Origin of the sequence: Frateuria sp. GZRe14 (assembly GCF_051900395.1) — a bacterium.
In the GTDB taxonomy this organism is placed as follows: domain Bacteria; phylum Pseudomonadota; class Gammaproteobacteria; order Xanthomonadales; family Rhodanobacteraceae; genus Frateuria_A; species Frateuria_A edaphi.
On the sequence record NZ_JBHZGJ010000001.1, the window covers coordinates 1,616,087 to 1,634,565 of the forward strand.

At 70.1% G+C, this 18,479-nt stretch carries 14 protein-coding genes; 4 read left to right on the forward strand and 10 right to left on the reverse strand.

Translation table 11 applies throughout. The annotated features are described in order from the left end of the window. Window positions 1-2 precede the first annotated feature (2 nt). The 5 genes from ACFWZ1_RS07425 to ACFWZ1_RS07445 form a co-directional block, all read right to left on the reverse strand. Window positions 3-989, reverse strand: a complete 987-nt coding sequence (locus tag ACFWZ1_RS07425; RefSeq protein ID WP_231325078.1) for a ligase-associated DNA damage response exonuclease — start codon at window positions 987-989, stop codon at window positions 3-5. 122 nt (window positions 990-1,111) lie between these two features. After that, the gene (locus ACFWZ1_RS07430) at window positions 1,112-2,881 is read right to left on the reverse strand and encodes an ABC transporter transmembrane domain-containing protein (RefSeq protein WP_231325080.1); all 1,770 of its coding nucleotides are present in this window, start codon (window positions 2,879-2,881) and stop codon (window positions 1,112-1,114) included. 106 nt (window positions 2,882-2,987) lie between these two features. After that, window positions 2,988-4,997: an OPT family oligopeptide transporter gene (locus ACFWZ1_RS07435; RefSeq protein WP_439665950.1), complete on the reverse strand. Its 2,010-nt coding sequence runs from the start codon at window positions 4,995-4,997 to the stop codon at window positions 2,988-2,990. A gap of 213 nt (window positions 4,998-5,210) precedes the next feature. Then, window positions 5,211-5,813, reverse strand: a complete 603-nt coding sequence (locus tag ACFWZ1_RS07440) for an IMPACT family protein (RefSeq protein ID WP_439665951.1) — start codon at window positions 5,811-5,813, stop codon at window positions 5,211-5,213. Window positions 5,814-5,871: 58 nt separating this feature from the next. Beyond that, window positions 5,872-7,317: a phospholipase gene (locus ACFWZ1_RS07445; protein WP_231325085.1), complete on the reverse strand. Its 1,446-nt coding sequence runs from the start codon at window positions 7,315-7,317 to the stop codon at window positions 5,872-5,874. A 170-nt stretch (window positions 7,318-7,487) separates the two neighbouring features. On the opposite strand from ACFWZ1_RS07445, the gene ACFWZ1_RS07450 reads away from it, so the two are divergent. After that, window positions 7,488-8,255, forward strand: coding sequence for a YdcF family protein (locus ACFWZ1_RS07450; RefSeq protein WP_231325087.1), 768 nt, complete (start codon window positions 7,488-7,490; stop codon window positions 8,253-8,255). A 1-nt stretch (window position 8,256) separates the two neighbouring features. Here ACFWZ1_RS07450 and ACFWZ1_RS07455 read toward each other — a convergent pair whose 3' ends face one another. The 3 genes from ACFWZ1_RS07455 to ACFWZ1_RS07465 all read right to left on the reverse strand — a co-directional run bounded on the left by ACFWZ1_RS07455 (window position 8,257) and on the right by ACFWZ1_RS07465 (window position 12,657). Continuing rightward, the gene (locus ACFWZ1_RS07455; RefSeq protein ID WP_439665952.1) at window positions 8,257-9,690 is read right to left on the reverse strand and encodes an aldehyde dehydrogenase family protein; all 1,434 of its coding nucleotides are present in this window, start codon (window positions 9,688-9,690) and stop codon (window positions 8,257-8,259) included. 70 nt (window positions 9,691-9,760) lie between these two features. Next, window positions 9,761-11,128, reverse strand: a complete 1,368-nt coding sequence (gene xseA / locus ACFWZ1_RS07460) for an exodeoxyribonuclease VII large subunit (RefSeq protein WP_439665953.1) — start codon at window positions 11,126-11,128, stop codon at window positions 9,761-9,763. 107 nt (window positions 11,129-11,235) lie between these two features. Then, entirely contained in the window at window positions 11,236-12,657 is a 1,422-nt protein-coding gene (locus tag ACFWZ1_RS07465) for a phospholipase D-like domain-containing protein (RefSeq protein ID WP_439665954.1), read from the reverse strand. Between the two features lie 83 nt (window positions 12,658-12,740). Here ACFWZ1_RS07465 and ACFWZ1_RS07470 point away from each other — a divergent pair, with 83 nt between their 5' ends. Next, the gene (locus ACFWZ1_RS07470; RefSeq protein ID WP_439665955.1) at window positions 12,741-14,690 is read left to right on the forward strand and encodes an acetyl-CoA hydrolase/transferase C-terminal domain-containing protein; all 1,950 of its coding nucleotides are present in this window, start codon (window positions 12,741-12,743) and stop codon (window positions 14,688-14,690) included. A 35-nt stretch (window positions 14,691-14,725) separates the two neighbouring features. Here the strand turns inward: ACFWZ1_RS07470 and ACFWZ1_RS07475 are convergent, their stop codons facing one another. Both ACFWZ1_RS07475 and ACFWZ1_RS07480 read right to left on the reverse strand, forming a co-directional pair. Beyond that, window positions 14,726-15,193 carry a DUF2269 family protein gene (locus ACFWZ1_RS07475; RefSeq protein WP_439665956.1) on the reverse strand — a complete coding sequence of 156 codons (468 nt, stop codon included), beginning with the start codon at window positions 15,191-15,193 and terminating at the stop codon, window positions 14,726-14,728. After that, window positions 15,193-16,452, reverse strand: coding sequence for an SDR family oxidoreductase (locus ACFWZ1_RS07480; RefSeq protein WP_439665957.1), 1,260 nt, complete (start codon window positions 16,450-16,452; stop codon window positions 15,193-15,195). Before ACFWZ1_RS07480 ends, ACFWZ1_RS07475 begins: the two co-directional genes overlap by 1 nt. A gap of 37 nt (window positions 16,453-16,489) precedes the next feature. Here ACFWZ1_RS07480 and ACFWZ1_RS07485 point away from each other — a divergent pair, with 37 nt between their 5' ends. Together ACFWZ1_RS07485 and ispG are read left to right on the forward strand one after the other, a co-directional pair. Next, window positions 16,490-16,972 (forward strand): hypothetical protein, encoded by a 483-nt coding sequence (locus tag ACFWZ1_RS07485; protein ID WP_439665958.1) that lies wholly within the window; start codon window positions 16,490-16,492, stop codon window positions 16,970-16,972. A gap of 121 nt (window positions 16,973-17,093) precedes the next feature. Then, window positions 17,094-18,353 (forward strand): flavodoxin-dependent (E)-4-hydroxy-3-methylbut-2-enyl-diphosphate synthase, encoded by a 1,260-nt coding sequence (gene ispG, locus ACFWZ1_RS07490; protein WP_439665959.1) that lies wholly within the window; start codon window positions 17,094-17,096, stop codon window positions 18,351-18,353. Window positions 18,354-18,479 lie beyond the last annotated feature (126 nt).

Sequence of the window (18,479 nt, forward strand, 5' to 3'; positions counted from 1 at the left end):
GCTCAGGCTCCCAGCGCCGCCAGCGGGAGCGCATCGTGGCCCTGCTCGCGCAGGTAACGCACCAGCGCATCGCCATCGCCATGGGTCACATAGATGCGCGCGGCGCCACTGTCACGCACGCTGCGCACCAGGCCGTTCCAGTCGGCGTGATCGGAGACCACGAAGCCGCGCTCGTAGCCGCGCCGGCGCCGGTTGCCGCGCACCTGCATCCAGCCGGAGGCGAAGGCGGTCGAGGCGTTGGGGAAGCGCCGCATCCACGGCGAACCGGCGGCCGACGGAGGCGCCAGGATCAGCTCCCCCGCCAGCGCCGCGCCACGTGCGTTCTCCTCCAGCGGCTGCGTGGGCGGCATCGCCACGCCCGCCTCGCGATAGAGCTGCGTCAGCCGCAACAGGGCGCCATGCAGGTGGATCACGCGATCGACCCGCGGCGCGAGTTCGGCCAGCAGCCGTTGCGCCTTGCCCAGCGCATAGCAGAACAGCACGGCCGACACCTTGCGGCGGGCACAGTCGTCCCACCACGCGAGCAGTTCGTCGATTACCTGTGCCATCGGCGGCCAACGGTAGACGGGCAGGGCGAAGGTCGATTCGGTGACGAAGGTGTCGCAGGGAACGGGCTCGAACGGTGCACAGGTGGGGTCAGGCTCGCGCTTGTAGTCGCCCGAGACCACCACGACGCGGCCGGCATGCTCCATCCGCACCTGCGCCGCGCCCAGCATGTGGCCAGAGGGATGCAACGACACCTTCACCTCGCCGAGCGTGAACGGCTCGCCGTAATCGTAGGCGTCGATCACCGCCGGCTCGCCCAGCCGCTCGCGCATCAGCCCGAGGCCGGCGCGCGCGACGTGGTAGCGCGCGTTGCCCTGGCGCGCATGGTCGCCATGCGCGTGCGTCACCACGGCCTGCGCGACCGGTTCGGCCGGGTCGATATGGAAACCGCCGGCGGGGCAGTAGAGGCCTTCGGGACGGGGCTGGAGCAACGGATCGGGCATGTGGCGATGCTCGTGGCCGGGGCGTCAAGTTGGCGGCAACAGCTCGTCGCACCAATGGGACGCCATGACGCGTCCCCGGTTTTCAGCCAGCCCTCGTCGCGGGAGAGGCGCAATTCCGCGGATCAGGCGACGAACTGCAGCCTTGCCAGCTCGGCGTAGAGCCCACCTTCGGCCAGCAGGCTTTCGTGCGTGCCCTGGGCGACGATGCGTCCGCCGTCCATCACCACGATGCGGTCGGCGCGCTGCACGGTCGCCAGGCGGTGGGCGATGACCAGCGTGGTGCGGCCTTTTTCCAGGCGTTCGAGGGCCTGCTGGATGGCGGCTTCCGATTGCGCGTCTAGCGCCGAAGTGGCCTCGTCGAGAAGCAGCAGCGGGGCGTCGCGCAGGATGGCGCGGGCGATGGCGATGCGCTGGCGTTGGCCACCGGACAGGCGCACGCCGCGTTCCCCCAGTTCGGCGTCGTAACCCTCGCCGAGTGCGCTGACGAATTCGTGGGCCTCGGCGGCGTGGGCCGCCTCCCGTACCTCGTCGTCGCTCGCCGCCTGACGGCCGAAACGGATGTTGTCGGCGGCGCTGCCGGCGAAGATCACCGTTTCCTGCGGCACCAGCGCGATGGTGCCGCGCAGTTCGGACAGCGCGACCGCGCGCAGGTCCATGCCATCCAGCCGGATCGCGCCGGTCTGCGGGTCGTAGAAGCGCAGCAGCAGGGCGAACACGGTGCTCTTGCCGGCGCCGGAGGGGCCGACCAGTGCCACGGTCTCGCCGGGGCGGATGTCCAGGGTGAAGTCATGCAGCGCCGGCGCATCCGGTCGCGTGGGATAGTGGAATCCGACGTGCTCGAAGCGCAGCGCGCCGCTGACCGGGCGGGGCAGCGCGAGCGGCTGCGGCGGGTCGGCGATGTGCGCCTGTTCGCCGAACAGTTCGCCGATGCGCTCCATCGCGCCGGCGGCACGCAGCACGTCGCCCCATACCTCGGACAGCCCGGCCACCGAGCCGGCGGCGAACACCGCGTACAGCACGAACTGGCCGAGGATGCCGGCATTGAGCCTGCCGCCCAGCACGTCGCGCGCGCCGACCCAGAGCACCAGCGTGATCGCGCCGAAGAACAGCACGATCACCGCGGCGGTGAGCAGCGCGCGCATGCCGATGCGCCGGCGCGCACTTTCCAGTGCGCGGTCGATGGCGTCGCCGTAGCGGCGGCTCTCGATCCCCTCGCGGGCGTAGGCCTTGACCGCCGGTGCGGCGTTGAGTGTTTCGTTGGCGATCGCCGCGGCGTCCGCCAGGCGGTCCTGGCTGGCGCGCGAAAGTTTCTGCACGCGGCGGCCGAAGATCAGGATCGGCAACATCACCGCCGGGATCACCAGCGCGGTGAGGCCGGCCAGTCGCGGACTGGTCCAGACCATCATGGCGCTGGCGCCCAGCAGCATCACCGCGCTGCGAAGCGCCACGGAGATGCCCGAGCCGATCAACGCCTGCACCACCTCTGTGTCGGTACCCAGCCGCGAGATCAGCTCGCCCACGCGCGAGCGCTCGAAGAAGCCGACGTCCAGCCGGATCACATGCGCGTACAGCTTGGCCCGCAGCGCGGCCAGCGAGCGCTCGCCAAGCAGCGTGATGCAGAAATAGCGCGCGGCGGTGGCGAACGCGAGCACCAGCGCCACGCCGAACAGGCCGAGGAAGGTGCGATTGATCGTGTCGCTGCTGGCATGGCCGAAACCGGCGTCGATCATGTGCCGCACCGCCATCGGCAACACCAGCGTGGAGCCGGAAGACAGCCCCAGGAACACCAGCCAGCCGATCGCCAGCGCCTTGTGCGGCTTGAGGAACGGCCACAGCTGGCGCAGGGCGCCGACGCGGGCGGTGGGCTTGCCGGGGGGCGTGGTGTCGCTCATCGAGGCGCCTGCAGGAGTGGAGCCTGGTGAGGTGGGGGCGGGTGGGACCTACCCCAAGCCTGCCGGCGGATGGACCCTCCCCGGCGTTGCCGGGGAGGGTCAGCGGTCACGCGGCATTGCGGCCCATGCGTGCGATCCAGCGGTACAGGACCACGACGCAGGCCACGAACGCAATGCCGCCGATCCAGATCGCCGGAGTCGCGAAGCCGTCGCCGACCAGCGCCAGCGGCGCGTCGTGGTTGGCGAAGCCAAGCTCGTCGGAGAACGCCACGAGCGCGGCCACGATCACACCGAGCAGGCTTTCGCCGACGATCAGCCCTGACGCCAGCAGCACGCCGAGCTGCTTGGTCGCGTCCGCGTTGGGACCCCGATCCGCGCGCTTGTCGAACCAGGCGCCGACGAGCGAGCCGACCACGACCATCAACGTGGTCGAGGTCGGCAGGTAGATGCCCAGGCCCACGGCCAGGGGCGGCAGGCGCGCGGACTTCGTGGTGCGCACCAGCACCTCGTCGACGACGATGAGCGCGACGCCGATCATCGCGCCGATAATGATCAGGCTCCAGTCGATGTTGCCGGTGATCACGCCCTGGGCGAGCGCCGAAATCAAACCGGCCTGCGGCGCCGGCAGCGCGCGCGCCGGATCGACGCCCGGCGCGCCGAGGAAACCGTACGCCTGGTTGAGCAGGTCCAGCACCGGCGGAATCACTACCGCGCCGGCGATCACGCCGATGACCAGCGCCCACTGCTGCAGCGACGGCGTGGCATCGACCAGCTGGCCGGTCTTCAGGTCCTGCAGGTTGTTGTTGGCGATCGAGGCCACCGCGAACACGATCGCGGTGATGAACAGCGCGAAGGCGACCAGCGCCTTGCCGGCCTCGGCCGGCATCATTGCCTTGACGCCCAGCACCAGCAGCAGCGCGGCGATGATCACCACCAGGATGCCGATGCCCGACAGCGGGCTGTTGGACGAACCGATCAGGCCGGCCATATAGCCGCATACGGCCGAGACCAGGAAGCTCAGGATCAGCACGAACAGCACGCCGCCGATCACCAGCAATGCCGTGTGCGAGCCCAGGCCGCTGACGTTCGCGAAATGCCCCAGCAGCCAGGCCACCGGCACCATGCAGACCAGCGTGACCAGGCCCACCACGCCGATCGGGATGTCGTGCTCGGTGCGCGGCAGGGTGGCCAGGTTGCCCGCCTTGCGCACGCGCGAGGCCGCCATGGCGCCGGCCAGGCCGCTGATCACCGGCTTGACCAGCTTGGCCAGCGTCCAGATCGCCGCCACGCCGATGGTGCCGGCGCCGACGAAGCGCACGTAGTGGCTCCAGGTCGCCTGCGCGGCATCCGCGACCGAACCGGTTTCCGGATGGATCAACAGGAAGTGCGGTACCGCCCAGCCCCAGCCGATCAGCGCGCCGACCAGCATCGCGAGTCCGACCCAGAGCCCGACCAGGTGGCCGACGGCGAACAGCGCGAACGACAGGCTGAAGTCGAAACCGGTGGCCGCGCCGCGGTCGCCGACGCGGAAGTAGTCGGAGACGGCGGCGGCGAACACCTTCGTCTGCACGATCACGTAGAACACCGCCGAGACGATGGAACCGACGATCACCGCCTTGAGGCCGGCGCCACCGGATTCGACCGACTCGGCCGCCTCCTGCGAATTGCTCGAGCCGACCTTGAGCACCTCGGCGCAGGCGACGCCCTCGGGGTAGGGCAGGTCCGAATCGGTGACCAGCGCGCGGCGTAGCGGGATCGTGTACATCACGCCCAGGATGCCGCCGGTGGCGCAGATGCCGAAGGACATCCAGAACGGGAAACCATTCCACCAGCCGATGATGATCAGGCCCGGCAGCACGAAGATGATCGAGGAGAGCGTGCCGGCGGCCGAGGCCACCGTCTGCACGATGTTGTTCTCCTGCATCGTGGAGTTCTTCATCGCCCTCAGGATCGCCATCGAGATCACCGCCGCGGGGATCGAGGTGGCGAAGGTGAGGCCGGCCTTCAGGCCGAAGAACACGTTGGCCGCGGTGAACACCACGGTGATCACGATGCCGATGATCAGGCCGCGTAGGGTGAATTCGGTGCGCTTGGCGCCTTGGGCTTGGGCAGTCACGTGGCGGTTCCGTTCTGGTTTGGTTCCCCTGCGCGCCGGCGGCGCGCCCCTAGCGACCGCTCCCCGGCAGTCGCTGCGGGGAGCATAGCGTGGATGGACGCGATCCAGCCCGTTCCGGCCCCTCCGCATGTCTGCCGCAGCGCATCCGGGTGGATGCGCTCCTGCGGGGAGCTGGCATGGGTTGAGTGGGCGCACCGGTCCAAGCCCGGGCTCCTACGACGGCGGCACCGGCCGTACGCGGGCCTGGCCGCGGGTGAGGTCGATGATGCGCGCGGATGCCTCGTCGAGGCAGTCCGCCGGCAACGCCAGTTCCAGCGTGGCGCCTTCGGCGTCGAAGCTCTCGTGTTCGATCCGCGCCTGCCAACCGGGACAGCGCGCCTTGAGCAGCGCCAGCTCGGCGAACGGACAGTGCACGGCCAGCCGCGCCATCGCCACCAGCGGCATGCGTTCGGCCAGACGCAGGCATTCGGCGGCGGTGCCGCCGTACGCACGCACCAGGCCGCCGGCGCCGAGCTTGATGCCGCCGTACCAGCGGGTGACCACCACCATCACGCGGTCCACGCCGGCGCCTTCGATCGCCTGCAGGATCGGCCGGCCGGCGGTGCCGCCGGGTTCGCCGTCGTCGTTGAAGCGGTAGTCCTGGCCGATGCGGTAGGCCCAGCAGTTGTGCGTGGCGGCAGGGTCGGCGACCTCATGCAGGAACGCCATCGCCTGCTCGACCGACGGCACCGGCGCGGCCTGTGCGAGGAAGCGGCTCTTGCGGATGTCCTGCACATGCCGGCAGGGCGCGACGAGGACGTGCAGGGTCTCGGACATGCGGGGCGGGGGATAACGAAACGCCGGCACGGTAGCACGCCCTGTCCGGGCACCCGCTTCAGTCGCCGATCGCCGGGCCCGGATCGGGATGGTGGAAGTCGTGTGGCGACAGATCCCGCGTCAGCCGGAACACGCCTTCGTGGATGCGCCGCGGCAGCACCACGTCCAGCACGGTGCTCTGGTGCGGCCCCAGCATGGCGAACAGATCCTCGCCCGGCGCGCTGGCGGCCAGGGCGTGGTGCACCAGCCCCGCCAGATCCAGGGGCTGGACGCGCGCGCCATACGGACGGTGGCTAGCCACGGCCGGTCGCAGCGTGCGGCGGGGCTGGCGCGGGTCGGGCACGCGCGCGTCGCCGGCGAGCAGCGCGTGGTTGAGGAACAGCGTGACGGTGCACGGATCGGCCGAGTTGGCCTGGCGGTCGCTCAGGAATCCGACTGGCAGCTGGTCCAGACTCGCCTCGGGGCCCGCGGTGAGCAGGAACCCGGCGCCGGTCAGCGGCTCGCCGGTGTCGTCGGCCAGGCGCAGGATCAGCATGCTGCGCGGGTCGTGGATGTGCACGCGCGGCGCGAACGGGCCGGCGGGCTCCAGCTCCACCTTGTTCGCGTCGCGGGCGGCGTTCTCGGCGTCGAAGGCGTCGCACAGGTCGGCGTAGGCCCTCGCGTCGTTGACCGCCAGGCAGCGCACGATGGCCTCGACCGTCGTCGGCGCCCCGGCGGTGAGGATGCCCTGTTCGTCGCCCGAGTGCGCGGCGCCGGCGACCAGCTTGAACGCGCAGCGCGGGCCGCGCAGCAGGCTGAGCGAGAGCGCGTCGGCCGCCGCGCCGCGCCGTCCGTCGGCTACCGCAAGCACCGCGTGGCGGGCATTGAGATTGGCCGAGGCGATGCGTACTACGCCGTCGGACCCGTTCTCGCCGGTGTAGCTGTTCAAGTGGTCGTACAGCGAGCGGTCGGGGCGGTCGCCGGTCAGCACGAACAGGAACTGGCCCTTCGCGGAAGGATCGGCGCCATGGATATGGTCCAGGTTGAGCGCCAGCGAGGCGGCACTGCCCAGCTCCAGCCAATCGAGGATCCGTTGGCCCGGTTCCACGCCATTGAACCAGGCCTTGAGCCGGCCCAGGGTGCTTTTGCCGAGCCTGGCCAGTGCCGAGCCGAAGTTGGCCGGCGCGAGCATCACCAGATGGCTGAGCCGGATGGTGCTGTAGCTTCCCGGCCTGTCGCGCTGCGCACGCAACCACTCGCGCACCACCGGGCCGCCGGTGGAATGGGTGATGCAGGCAAAGCTTCCGGTCGACAGGTGCAGGTCGCGCAGCGCGTGGTCGAACGCACGGACCAGGTCGCCCATGGTCACCGCGTCGTCGAAGCTCACGTATTCGGACAGCCGGATGTCGTGGATCGTCAGCGCCAGTCCGGCGGCGCGGGCGGCGTCCTGCACGCGCCGGGGCATCGCGCCGTAGATGGCGGTGCTGGTCACGCTCCAGCCATGGACGAAGACGAGCGTCGTCATGCGATGGTCCTTCGTGGGTAGCGGGAGCGTAGCAGGGCGAGGTCGCCGTCCCTGCAGCACGGCATTGTGCGCGACAGCCCGCGAGGTCGCGCACGGGGTGCGCACCTGCACCACCTCCCGCTCATCTTTGCGTCCGCATAATGCCGGACTCGACCGTGGAGAGGCCGCCGATGACCGTGCACCTGCTGATCGCTTTGTTCGCCTTCGCCTGGCTGGCCGGCCGGCGGGGTTGGCGGCGGCTGCGGCTCACCGGCATCGTATTGGCGCTGGCCTTCCTGGTCGCGGCCGGCTGCGGCGCGCTGCCCAAGGTGCTGCTGCGGGTATGGCAATCGCCGTACGCGCAGCGGCCGGCGCTGGACTGGGCGCCATCCAATGCGATCGTGCTGCTCACCGCCGGGGCGACCTACCCGCCGGGCGGCCCGCTGGAGCCGGGGCACACCGCCTATTCGCGCATCGCGGAGGCAGTCGTGCTCTATCGCGATTGCCGCGCGTCCGGCGCGCGCTGCACCCTGCTGGTCAGCGGCGGCGACGCGGAGAACACCGGCGAGCCGCTTGCGCGCACCTACAAGAGAACGCTGATGCAACTGGGCGTGCCGCGCGAGGACATGGTGCTGGAAAAACGCAGCCTCACCACTTGGGGCAACGCGTTGTACGCCCGGGGCATGCTGCGGCAGATCGGCGCCGACCGGGTCTGGTTGGTGACCTCGGCGCATCACCTGCGGCGGGCGGTGTTCGCGTTCGAGCACTTCGGCATCAAGGTGACGCCGGTGCGGGCGGACTACCTGCGTGGGGTGTGGTCGCTGATGCCCAGCGCGTACAACCTTTACGTCACCAACGCGGCCCTGCACGAGTACGTGGGCATGGCGGTCTATCACTGGTACGCGTGGCGCGGGCGGACCGACGTGCCGCCGGAAAACGAGGGGCCGGCGGAGGACTGACCTACGCTGGTCGACGCATCACCAGCAACCGCACTTCGCTCATGTCCTCGATGGCATAGCGCACGCCCTCGCGGCCGAAGCCCGAGAGCTTGATGCCGCCGTAAGGCATGTTGTCCACGCGGAAGCTCGGGATGTCGTTGACGATCACGCCGCCCTGTTCCAGCTCGTCCCACGCCCGCAGCGCGTGTTCCAGCCGATCGGTGAAGATGCCCGCCTGCAGGCCGTAGTCCGAGTCGTTGACCAGCCCGATGGCCTCGTCCAGCGTGTCGAACGGGGCGAGCAGGGCGAACGGCCCGAAGGCTTCCTGCCGATTGGCCCTGGCGTCGCGCGGCACGCCTTCCATCAGGGTCGCCTCGAGCATGTTGCCCTGGCGCTTCCCACCGCAGAGGAGCTTCGCGCCGGCGCGGCGGGCCTCCTCGATCCAGTCGTGCAGGCGTTCGGCGGCGGCCTCGTCGATCATCGGACCGATGAAGACGTCCTTCTTCTTCGGATCGCCCGCCTTGAGCTTCTTCGTAGCGGCGACGAGTTTCCTTTTCAGCGCGTCGTAGAGCGAAGCGTGCGCGTAGATCCGCTGCACGCCGATGCAGCTCTGGCCGGACTGGTAGAACGCGCCGAACACGAGCCGCTGCACGATGGCGTCGAGCTTGTCGCCCTGGTCGGCGTCGACGATGCAGGCGGCATTGCCGCCCAGTTCCAGCACCACCTTCTTGCGCCCGGCACGGGCTTTCAAGTCCCAGCCGATCTGCCCGCCGGTGAAGGAAAGCAGCTTGAAGCGCTCGTCCTCGACCAGCGGCGAGGCCTCATGGCCGCCGATGGGCAGGATCGAGAAGGCGCCCTTGGGCAGGTCGGTCTCGGCCAGCACCTGGCCGATGATCAGCGCGCCGATCGGTGTCTTTTCGGACGGCTTCAGCACGAACGGGCAGCCGGTGGCGATCGCCGGCGCGACCTTGTGCGCGACCAGGTTGAGCGGAAAGTTGAACGGCGTGATGAAAGACACCGGACCGATCGGGACGCGTTTCGTGTACCCGTGATAGCCGTCCAGCCGCGGCGCGAGTTCCAGGTTGAGCGTCTGTCCGTCGAGGCGTACGGCTTCGGCGGCGGCGATGCGGAAGGTCTCGATCAGACGAGTGACTTCTCCGGCGGCGTCCTTGATCGGCTTGCCCGCCTCCACGCACAGCGCCAGCGCCAGTTCGTCGCGGCGCTGCTCGAAGCGTGCGACGCAATGTTCGAGCACGGCCTGACGCGCCCAGGGCTTGAAAGCGCGCATGGGCGCCGTCGCCTTCGCCGCCGCGGCGATGGCTTTTTCGATCGCACGGGCGTCGGGCACGGCCACGCGCGTGGCGACCTTGCCGCTGTACTTGTCGCGCACCTCGAGGTCGGCGTTGGGGTGTTGCGGGCGGTTCGCGAGGTAGTAGGGGTAGGTCTTCTCGAGCATGGACGTCTCCCGGATGGAGAAGAACAGGTTGCCGCCGCAGGCGTTGCCGATGCGTGAGCCGGCATCGCACCTAGAGTTTGGGTGTATCCGGGGCCAGGACGCGGGCCGTCAGTTCACCCTCGGCGAGCCGCGCACGAACGACCGTACCCGCCGGCGCATCCTTTGCCGCCCGCAACACGTGGCCTTCGGCGTCGAACACGATGGCGTAGCCACGTTCGAGCGTCGCCAGCGGACTGACCGCCTGCAGTGCGCGCGCGGACTGGCGCAGGGTCAGGCGGGCGCGCTCCAGGCGATGGCCCATGCATTGCTGCAACGAGCGCTCGCGCTCGGCCAGGCGTCGCTGCAGCAACTGCAGCCGCTGGCGCGGATGCTGCGCCAGCAGCCGCGCGTGCAGGCGCTCGAGCCGCATGCCACGGGTGCGAACCTGCTCGCGCAGCGCCGCGTTCAGTCGACGGTGCAATTGCACGAGCCGCTCGCGGTCGCGCGCCAATCGCGCCTGCGGACGTTGGGCCTGAAGGCGGGCATACAAGTGGTCGAGGCGCTGGGTCTGCGCCTGCAGACGGCGGTTCTGCAGCAACCGGAGGCGCTGGCCGAGCTGGCCCAGATGCCGGCGCAAGGCCAGCGCGTCGGGCACCAGCAGTTCGGCGGCCGCCGAGGGCGTGGCCGCGCGAAGGTCCGCGACGAAGTCGGCGATGGAAAAGTCGATCTCGTGTCCGACCGCGCTCACCACCGGGACTGCGCTGGCATGCACGGCGCGGGCGACCGCCTCGTCGCTGAAGGCCATCAGGTCTTCCAGCGAACCGCCGCCGCGGGTCAGCAGCAGCACGTCGTGGCGACCGGAAGCCGAGGCCTTGCGCAGCATCGCCACGATCGTCGGTGGCGCTTCGCGGCCCTGCACCGGCACCGGCAACACCTCGACCTCGACCAGCGGCCAGCGCCGGCGCAGCACGCTCAGCACGTCGCGGATCGCCGCACCGGTGGCCGAGGTGATCACGCCGATGCGCCGGGCGAACCGGGGTAGGGGACGCTTGCGGGACGGCTCGAACAGCCCTTCGGCATCGAGCCGCGCCTTGAGCAGATCGAACTCGCGCCGGAGCGCGCCTTCGCCGGCCAGCTCCATGTGTTCGGCCACCAGCTGGAACTCGCCGCGCGGTTCGTACAGGCCGACCCGCGCCCGCACCAGCACGTGCATGCCGTCGGCCGGCTTGAAGCGCAGCCAGCTGCTCTTGGGCTTGAACATCGCCGCGCGTACCTGGGCGCCGGCGTCCTTCAGGGTGAAGTACAGGTGCCCCGAGGCCGGACGCGACACGTTGCACAGCTCGCCCTCGATCCACACCAGCGGCAGCGCGTCCTCCAGCAGCCCGCGCACGAGCCGGTTGAGCGTGCTCGGGGTGAGGATGTTGCGTGGCGGAGCCGCGGCGTGGTCGGGAGTGCGCATGGACCGTCGAGCCTAGCACGAAGCGCTTGCCGAACATGCGCTTGGGCGATGGTTTGAAGGCGTTCTATCAGGTTCCTGCGCGGTTCCCAGGCGCAGGAGAAGCGGGGCTACTTCCGGCGGCGCAGCCGCCACAGGCGGATCGCCAGGTTGAACGCGAACCAGACGGAAAAGGTGGCGATCGGCCAGCTCAGCGCCTTGGGCCAGGCGATGGCCACCACCGCCAGCACGGTCAGCACGATGATGCCGACCAGCAGCGGGCCGCGCTCGGTATCGCCGAGCACCCGGCGGTCGGTCAGCACCGCGCCGACGGTATTGGCGATACGCAGCGCGCCGGCCGCGGCGCGGCTGGTGCTGCCGCCCGGACGCTTGGGGCGCGGCGGGCGCTGGGTGGTGCTCTCCACCCTTGCGATGTGCGGACGGCGCCGGCGCGGCGCCAGCACGATCTCGGTGGCGTTGGTCAGGTCCCGCTCGTACTGCTCGGCCAGTTGTCGGGCGAAGCCGGTGTCCTCCACCGCCACATCGATCTCGCGGTTGCCCAGCCAGCTGGCGATGTTGAGGTTGGACGAACCCACGCGCGCCCACTGGTCGTCGGCCACCGCGGTCTTGGCGTGCAGCATCGAGCCGTTCCACTCGAACACGCGGATGCCGGCCTTGAGCAAGGGCCGGTAGCCAGACCGGGACATGCCGGCGACCAGCGGGATGTCGCTGGTGCCCGGCACCAGCAGCCGCACGTCCACGCCGTCGCGCGCAGCCGAGGCGAGCGCCTGCACATAAGGCGCCATGCCGACGAAGTAGGCGTCGGTGATCCACAGCGTGCGCCGCGCCATCGCGGCGACCTGCTGGTCGAGCCGGTACATGCCGGCGGTGGATGGCTGCGTGGCGATCACGCGCAGGGCGGTCTCGCCGGCGGCCTTGTCCTCCGGGGGCGGCAGCGTGAGGGGCTTGCCCATGCTCACCCAGCTTTGCGCGAAGGCCTGCTCCAACTCGCCCACGGCCGGGCCGCGCAGCACCACGCCGGTGTCCCGCCACGGCGGCACGCCTCGCTTGGCGTTGCCCAGCCAGCGCGCGCTGATGCACACGCCGGAGAGGAAGCCCAGGTGACCGTCGACCACCAGCAGCTTGCGGTGATCGCGGGTGATCCACCCGAACGGCTTGCCCAGCTGCGGCGGGTTGAACACGCGCACCTCGCCGCCGGCCCGGCGCAGCGGTTGCCAGAATGCGTATCCGGACTGGCCCAGGCAGCCGAGCCAGTCGCAGACCACCGCGACCAGCACGCCGGCCCGCGCGCGTTCGACCAGCGCATCGCGGAAGGCGCGGCCCACCGCGTCGTCGCTGATCAGATAGTTTTCCAGCAGGACGCGCTGGCGGGCACCGCGGATCGCGGCCAGCCAGGCGTCGAAATGCGCCTGGGCGTCGATCAGCAGTTCGGCCGCATTGCCGCCGATCAGCGGCGCGCCGGCGGCGCGGCTCAGTGCCTGTTCGGCCAGGAAGCGGCTGGGCGCGGAGGGAATCAGCGGGATCGTCGCCATGGCCGTGAGTGTAGGGCAAGGTCCGTCCCCGGGACGTCGCGGGACGGATGCGCGGCTCGCCCGGCATCTGCCATGATCCGCGCATGCCGCCCGCGCCGCGCCTCGACGACACTGCCGCCTGCGCACAGCTCATTGCCGACCGGCTGGGAGCGCATCTTTGCGTCGCCGCGCCGCTGGGGTTGGGCAAGCCGCATGGCCTGCTCAACGCGCTGTACCGGTTGACCGTCGCCGATCCGGCCCGCTCTCTGACGCTCTACACCGCGCTTTCGCTGACCCGGCCGCGGCCGAAACCGGGGCTGGAGCAACGCTTCCTCACGCCATTCCTCGAGCGCCATTTCGGCGCCGACTACGAGGATCCCGAATACGCCCTCGCCGAGCAGCGCCACGCGTTGCCCACCAACGTGGCCGTGCACGAGTTCTACCTGCAGTCCGGCGCCCTGCTGCACGCGCCGCGGGCGCAGCGCGACTACATCAGCCAGAACTACACCCACGTGGCACGCGACCTGGCCGCGCAGGACGTCAACCTGCTGGTGCAACTGGTAGCGCGCCGGGAAACGCCGGACGGCGTGCGCTACAGCCTTTCCTGCAACCCGGACCTGACGCTCGACTTCCTCGCCCAATGCGCGCGCGCCGGCAAGCCGCGGCCGCTGTGCGTGGCGGTGGTGCATCCGGACCTGCCTTACCTCAGCGGGCACGCGGAGGTCGCGGCGGATTTCTTCGACATGGAACTGGCCCCGCCACGGTCGCCGCGGCTGTTCGCCTTGCCGCGCACGCCGGTGGGCGTGGCCGAGTATGCGATCGGCCTCAACGCGAGTGCGCTGGTGAAGGACGGCGGCTGCCTGCAGATCGGCATCGGTGCGCTGTCGGACGCACTGGTTCGCAGCCTGCTGCTGCGCCAGCGGGACAACGCCGCCTGGCGAGATGGCCTGCGCGCGCTCGATGGCGAGAGTCCCACTCTCGCGCTGGCCCGGCGCATCGGCGGTCTCGAGCCGTTCGAGGCCGGCGTGTATGGCGCCAGCGAAATGGTGATGGACGGTTTCATGCACCTGGCGCGCGGCGGCATCCTCAAGCGCCGCAGCTGGGACAACCTCGCATTGGAGAAGGCCGCCGCGGCGGGGCGGCTCAATCCGGCCACGCCGGGCGGGCACTACCTGCGCGGCGCGTTCTTCCTCGGCAGCCGCGAGCTGTACGAATGGCTGGATGCCACCGAGGCGGCCGATCCGGACGCGATCGACATGTGTCCGGTCTCCAACGTCAACCAGCTCTATGGCGACCACCAGCCGCTGGCGGCGCTGCAGCGCCGCGGCGCGCGCTTCTTCAACACTTGCATGATGGCCACGCTGCTCGGCGCCGCCGTGTCGGACGCGCTGGAGGATGGCCAGGTGGTCAGCGGCGTCGGTGGCCAGTACAACTTCGTGGCCATGGCGCACGAGCTGGACGACGGGCGCTCGATCCTGCTGCTGCGCGCGACCCGCCGCGAGGGCGGCGAGGTGCGCACCAACATCCGCTGGGACTACGGTCACACCACGATCCCGCGCCACCTGCGCGACATCGTGGTGACCGAGTACGGCGCTGCCGACCTTCGCGGTAAGAGCGACAGCGAGTGCATCGAGGCGATGCTGTCGATCTGCGACGCGCGCTTCCTCGATGCGCTGGCGGCCGAGGCCAAGGCGAACGGCAAGCTCGCGCCGGGCTTCCGCATTCCCGAGGCGTGGCGCCGGCACCGGCCGGAATGCCTGGAGCAGGCGCTGGCGCCGCTCAGGCGCGCGGCCTTGCTGCCCCTGTTTCCGTTCGGCAGCGATTTCACCGATGTCGAGCAACAGCTGGTGCCGGCGCTGGGCTGGCTGAAGGAGCGCGGCGCGAACTGGCGTGGACGCCTTGCCCTGGCGAAAGCCTTCTTACGACCGGGCGAACCGGTGGCTGGCGAAGACGCGGCGCTCGAACGAATGCAGTTGGCACAGCCAGAGGGCATGGGCGAGCGCCTGCAACGACGGCTCGTCCTGGCCGCCCTGCGCCAAACCCGCGTCTCGTAAGAGCACACACGTAGCTTCTACAGAAGGTCGGACGCCTACAGCGGCGGCTTCACCACCATCAGGTAGAACACCGCCACGAACGCGAAGAAGGCCGGGATCCCCAGCACCACCCAGAGCCGGAAGGCACGCCAGTAGGCCAGCGGTAGCGGCACGTCGCGTGCGGCCGCATCGATCGCCAGGTCGCGCATGCGCACCTGCAGCACCACCACCGGCAGCCAGCACGCCACCGCCAGCGCATACAGCAGCGTCGACCAGCCGACCCAGCCGCTGCGCCAGGGAATCCCTGCCCAGTGCACCATCCAGAATCCGCTCGCGGGCTGGAACACGACCGTGGTCGCGGTGAACAGCCAGTCGGCGATCACCACGTAGCGCGCCACCACCGCCACCACGCGCACGTCGCGATGCAGGCTGGCCACCAGCAGATAGAACGCCGTGCCGATGCCGGTGCCGAACAGCAGCGTGGACGACAGCACGTGCAGCCATTTGACGATCAGGTAGTCCATCAGCGCCGCTCGGTGGCGTACAGCGCGCCGATCAGCGCCAGCATCGGCAGGTTCTTCAGGATCGGTCCGAAGGGATGCAGCCAGAACGCCGGCAGGGCGACGGTGATGATGGCCGTGTAGGAAAGGATGAGCGCGACCTGCGCCAGGTACGCCAGGCGCAGCGGGCGGCCGCGCAGCGCCAGCGTGGCGATGCCAAGCGCAAGGTCGAGCAGCGCGCCGCCATAAAGTGCGGCCGAGGCCATCGGGCCATGCAACCCGACGTGCGCGAGCAGAGCCATGCTGGCCGTTACCGGGTACAAGCCCAGCGAAAGCACGGCTGTCACCAGCCACACCAGCGCGACGGCGACCCGGCCCGCGAGTGACCAGATGCGCCAGGCCAGCAGCACGCGCATGTCCGCCGCCTCGGCACGCGAAAGGAACAGCCGCGGTGGCCGTGGCGGATGGCCCAGCCATTGCGTGGCGGGTGCGGCATCGGCCGTGTTGCCCCGATCGAGCATCGCCAGTGCCTCGCGATCTACCCAATGCCCGCCCAGGCGCCCGAAGCGCGCCAGCCAGGCGGTGGGGATGCCGAGCACGCGCAGCCGTCCGCCACCGAGTGCATGGCGCAGCACCGACAGATAGCGCGCCAGCGAGAGCGGCTGTGGCCCCACCGCGGCCAGGCCGGGCGGGCGGGCGTCAGCCTCCAGCAGGCGCACCACCAGTGCCGCGATATCGTCGACATGGATCGGCTGGATGCGTTGGCGCCCGCTGCCGGGCAACACCGCCAGCGGCAACCAGGAAAGCAGCATCAGCATCCGGCTGCTGGCGCCGGTCGGGCCAAACACGAGCGAAGGCTGCAGCACCGTGCCGGTGGGCACCATCGCGTGAAGCGCGGCGTCGCCGGCGCGCTTGCTGCGATGGAAGCGGCTGGTGGCGTGCTCGTCGGCGCCCAGCGCGGAAATCTGCACGGCGCGCGTAATGCCCATCGCGCGACAGGCGGCAAACAGAGCGCGCGGCGTCTGCGTGTGGATGCGCCGGAATGTCTGCGCGCCATGCTCGGCAAAAATGCCTACGGCGTTGACCACCGCATCGATGTCCCGGAGACGCGGCAGCCAGTCGGTCTGATGGGTGTCGTGCGCGAAGTCCACTTCGACATGGCCTACACCCGCACCACCGCTACCCTGCCCGTGCCGGATGCCGCGCACGGTGCGATGGCCGGCCGCCTGCAGCGCGTCGCACACGGCCCGCCCGATCAATCCATCGGCACCCAGCACCAGCACGCGAAGGCGCGTCCTGTCCCCTCCGGAAGCCCCCATCATGCCCATGCCGCCCGCGCGTCTGAACCCCTCATGGATCGCCCGCACCAACCTCAGCGGCAGCATCGCCGCGGTGCTGTCGAGCGTGGTGGTGGCCGCGTGTAGTGCGTGCGAAGCGCGTGCGCCGCTGGCCGGTGTGAACGCGGCCAGCCAATGGTTCTGGGGGCGGCGGGCGAAGCGGCACGTCGGCCCGAGCTGGCGCTACACGGCGGTGGGCTACCTGGTCCACCATTTCAGCTCGCTGCTCTGGGCCGGCATCTACGAGGCGTGGTGCCTGCGCCGGCCGGCACCGGCTCGCGTGTCGGCCGCTCGCGCCGCAACGGTGGCGATGGCCGCCTGTGCGGTCGACTACACGATCACACCGCCAAGGTTCCGGCCCGGCTTCGAACGGCACATCAGCCGCACGTCGATCGCCGCGGTCTACGTGGCCTTCGGCGTTGGCCTGTTCGCTGGTGCCGCGGCGCGACGGCGACACGTTCGTTGAGGTCGTTTGCCTTGCATGGCGCCCGGCGCCCCGGCTGCGCTCCCTGGAGGGAGAGGAAGCCAACGCCAGTGGTATTCTTGTGCATTGCCGCAGCCAGCGCGGCGCAACACCCATTCGATCTATGAGCGATTCCGTTTCCCAGCAGCCGCGTCCGGCAGGTCCCGCAGTGCGCCGGTCGAGCGTGGGTGTGCGCGTGGGCAAGGTGATGGTCGGTGGCGGCGCGCCGGTCGTGGTGCAGTCGATGACCAATACCGATACCGAGGATCCGGCCAGCACCGCCAGGCAGATCGCCGAACTGGCGCGCGCGGGTTCGGAGGTCGTGCGCATCACGGTGAACACGCCGGCCGCGGCGGCCGCGGTGCCGCGCATCGCCGAACGGTTGGCGATGATGGGCGTGGACGTGCCGATCGTCGGCGACTTCCACTACAACGGCCACCAACTGCTCGAAGCCGAGCCGGCCTGTGCCGAAGTACTGGCGAAGTACCGCATCAATCCCGGCAACGTCGGCTTCGGCAAGAAGAAGGACAGCCAGTTCGCCTCGATCATCGAGAAGGCGATCCAGTACGGCAAGCCGGTGCGCATCGGTGCCAACTGGGGTTCGCTGGACCAGGGCATGGTCGCCACGCTGATGGACGAGAACGCCCAACGCGCGCAGCCGTGGGATGCCGGCGTGGTGGCACGCGAGGCGCTGATCCGCTCGGCGCTCGATTCGGCCGCACGCGCCGAACAGCTCGGCCTGCCGCGCGAGCGCATCATCCTTTCCTGCAAGGTCTCGGGCGTGCAGGAGCTGATCGCGGTCTACCGCGACCTGGCCGCCCGCTGCGACTACGCGCTGCACCTGGGCCTGACCGAAGCCGGCATGGGTTCCAAGGGCATCACTGCTTCCGCCGCAGCGTTGGCGGTGCTGCTGCAGGAAGGCATTGGCGACACCATCCGCATCTCGCTCACGCCCGAGCCCGGCGGCTCGCGCACGCAGGAAGTGATCGTCGCGCAGGAGCTGCTGCAGACCATGGGCCTGCGCGCGTTCACCCCGCTGGTTACCGCGTGCCCGGGCTGCGGCCGTACCACGAGCGAGTTCTTCCAGGAACTGGCCAAGACCGTGCAGGGCCACGTGCGCGCCAAGATGCCCGAATGGCGCGTGATGTACGACGGCGTGGAAAACCTCACCCTCGCGGTGATGGGCTGCGTGGTGAATGGGCCGGGCGAATCCAAGCACGCCAACATCGGCATCTCGCTGCCCGGTAACGGCGAGGCGCCCTCGGCGCCGGTGTTCATCGACGGCGAAAAGGCGATGACCCTGCGCGGCGACCACATCGCCGAGGAATTTGTCGGCATCCTGGACGACTACGTGGCTCGCAAATACACCGTCCGGACCTCCTGACACATCCGCGCCCGGCAGCCGCCGGGTTGCCGGGATGTGCGCTGCATCACGCGTTTCACATCCGGCCGTACAGCCGGGGGACAGGCTGTCGACAGTTCTCCTCGTGGCACGGAAGAATGCGCCCGT